Origin of the sequence: Mesorhizobium sp. M7A.F.Ca.ET.027.03.2.1 (genome assembly GCF_003999175.1) — a bacterium.
In the GTDB taxonomy this organism is placed as follows: Bacteria; Pseudomonadota; Alphaproteobacteria; order Rhizobiales; family Rhizobiaceae; genus Mesorhizobium.
This window is the reverse complement of the sequence record NZ_RZOM01000770.1, coordinates 1-3,019: the sequence shown is the minus strand read 5'-3', so window position 1 is coordinate 3,019 and position 3,019 is coordinate 1. Positions and strand designations below refer to the sequence as shown.

Below are 3,019 nucleotides of genomic sequence, written 5' to 3'. Positions count from 1 at the left end.
TCGCCGGGCTGAACAAGACCTATGCCAGCCATGGCCATGCACTGCGCGCCGTCAAGGATGTCTCGCTCGATTTGCGGCCCGGCGAGACGCTCGGGCTGGTCGGCGAATCCGGCAGCGGCAAGACGACCTTCGCCAGGCTGCTGCTCGGCCTGGTGCCGCCCGATGAAGGCGGCACCATCGAACTCGAGGGCAAGGCGCTGGCGCCACGACTGGAGAACCGCAGCGACGACCAGATCAAGGCGATGCAGATCGTCTTCCAGAACCCGGATTCGGCTCTCAACCGCTCGCATTCGATCCGCCATCTGATCGGCCGGGCACTGAAGCGGCTGGCCGGCCTCTCCGGCAAAGCGCTGGAGTCGCGCCTCAATGACCTTGTCCGCTCGGTCCGGCTCTCCGACCGCCATCTTGCCGTCAAGCCGCGCCAGCTCTCTGGCGGCCTGAAGCAGCGCGTCGCCATCGCGCGCGCCTTCGCCGGCGTGCCGAAGGTCGTCGTGCTCGATGAACCGACCTCCGCGCTCGACGTCTCCGTCCAGGCGACCGTTCTCAACCTGCTCAACGACCTGCAGCACGACAAGGACACGACCTATCTGTTCATCAGCCACGACCTCAGGGTGGTGCGCTACATGGCCGACAGGATCGGCGTGCTCTATCGCGGACGCCTGGTCGAAACCGGCACATCCGACCAGATTTTTCGCGGCCCCAACCACCCCTATACGGCACTACTTCTGGCGGCATCTTCCGATGAGGCCGAGCCGAAACTATCCGCTCCAGCCGAGATCGAGGCCACCGGTGTCCCGAACACCGGATGCGCCTTCGCCGATCGCTGCCCCCTGGTCCTGCCCGACTGCAGAAAGGCAGAACCATCAGCCATAGAGGTTGCGGCTGGCCACCGGATCGCCTGCTGGCGGCACGGCCAGGGTTTTTGAGCGGCTCAACAGCAGTCCGAAGGTCCGCAGCAACTCGGTTTCAGCGGCAGGCAGGTCGTCCGATGCATGGAACCTCTCCGACGGCTGGCGAGGCGGTGCAACATTGTCATGGCGTGCTGATTTGCCGACACTGGAAGCCCGGAGTTCCTGGTGCCCGCGCTGGGCCTGGGTGTTTCCTCGCATACAAATATATTCGTTCATGCTAATATATTGTGGTCATGCACATTCGTTCGTGACGAACATGTGGGAGGATGCAATGAAAACCATAAATCGCAGGTCTGCAATTGCTCTCGGTGTGACGGCTGCCGCGATAACGCCTCTGTTCACCCTGGCGGCGTCCGCGAAGGTCAAGAAATACGGCCCGAAGGAAGGCAAGGAGATTGCGCCCGGTGTCAGGGTGGTTGAGGTCAGCACCGGCGACTCCGACATTCCCGCCTACAAGAGCATCGCAGTCGTCGACGTGGTGTTCCAGCCCGGCGCACACGCGCCTCAGATGGTGATGGACAATGACATGGTCTGCACCATTACTTCAGGCGCATTCACGATCAAGAAAGCCGACAAGGAATTCAAGCTCAAGGAAGGCGACATGTACACCTGCGCCAAGGGCAAGACCGACGAGGCGACGAACACAAGCAAGGAGGTCGGCGTCCATCGTATCGCCGTCCTGATACCTGCCTAGCAGACCGGATTCCGGCCGGATGGAAGATCGCACGCCGTCCGGCCGTCGCTTGCGTACAGCCGGATGCTGGCCTCGTCCGGCCAACGCCCTTCAGCAAGAAGATTCCGTCGCTGGTGCCAGCCGGATCGCAGTCGCATGCTCGCTTTCCGTTCAGGCACAGTGCGATACCGGAATTGGCTCTTGAACGACCAAGTCGGACACGCGTAACATCGCGCCATCTGAATTGAGTCTGCTTTATTAGTCCGGACTAACCTCCGGATTGGTTTGGATATTTCCCTTGAACACGCAAGCAATCGGCGGCGCGCCGGAGCGCGGCAAATCGTTTGCCCATGTGGCGGAAGCCTCCTGGGGCAAGGGCCTCAGCACCTTGCTCCGCATCGTGCGCATGACGCTGCGCCATCCCTGGCAGGTCGCCATCACCATCGTCTCGACCTTTATTGCCGCGACCTTGCAGCTTTTCATTCCCCGCCTGCTGGGCCGCGCCATCGACCAGGCGCAAGGTGTGATGGCCGCGGGTGCCGGCGCTGCCGCGGAACAGGCGCTGTGGAATACGGCGCTGACGCTGCTCGTCGTCTCGATCCTGCGCGGCCTCTTCACAATGGCGCAGAACTACTATGGCGAGGCCGTCGGCCACCGCACCGGCTATGAACTGCGCCTGGCTTTCTACGAGAAGATCCAGCGCCTGAGCTTCGCCTACCACGACAGGGTCCACACCGGCGATCTCATCACGCTCGGCCTGCTCGATCTCGACGGCGTGCGCATGTTCTTTTCCACTGGCATTTTGCGCGTGGTGCTGCTCGGCGTGCTGATCGGCGTCGGCGCCTATCTCCTGATCAGCACCGATCCCATGCTCGGGCTGCTCAGCCTGAGTTTCGTGCCCTTCGTCGCCTGGCGGTCCTCGGTCACCCAGCTCAAACTGCGCAGCACCTGGCTGACGTTGCAGGAGCGCCTCTCGGTGCTGAGCCGGGTGATGGATGAGAACCTCGGCGGTATCCGTGTCGTGCGCGCTTTCGCAGCGCAGCGGCATGAGCTGGAAAAATTCGATCGCGCCAAGCGCGATGCACTGGACCTCGCCAATCAGCGCGTCGACATCCGCGTCGCCAACACCAGCGCCATGAACTTCTCGTTCCTGGCTGCCATGGGGCTGGTCCTGTGGTTCGGCGGTCAGAAGGTGATCGCAGGCCAGATCAGCGTCGGCACGCTGGCGCAGTTCCTCACCTTCATGACCATCCTGCAGATGCCGGTGCGCCAGCTCGGGCTGATGGTCAATTCCTTCGCCCGCGCCTCGACCTGCGGCACCCGCCTGTTCGAACTGCTCGACGCCGAACTCGACATCGAGGACGCGCCCGGCGCCAGGGATCTCGTCGTCAGCGACGGCGTGCTGCGCTTCGACAATGTCGGCTTTCGCTATGAG

At 62.9% G+C, this 3,019-nt stretch carries 3 protein-coding genes; all 3 read left to right on the top strand.

The features are described 5' to 3' along the window. Positions 1 to 926: oligopeptide/dipeptide ABC transporter ATP-binding protein (locus EN750_RS26520; protein ID WP_145967928.1), on the top strand; the 926-nt coding region annotated here is incomplete at its 5' end. Between the two features lie 256 nt (positions 927 to 1,182). Further along, positions 1,183 to 1,605 carry a hypothetical protein gene (locus EN750_RS26515; RefSeq protein WP_127270176.1) on the top strand — a complete coding sequence of 141 codons (423 nt, stop codon included), beginning with the start codon at positions 1,183 to 1,185 and terminating at the stop codon, positions 1,603 to 1,605. A 277-nt stretch (positions 1,606 to 1,882) separates the two neighbouring features. Next, a partial coding sequence (locus EN750_RS26510) for an ABC transporter ATP-binding protein (RefSeq protein WP_145967927.1) occupies positions 1,883 to 3,019 on the top strand: 1,137 nt, incomplete at its 3' end.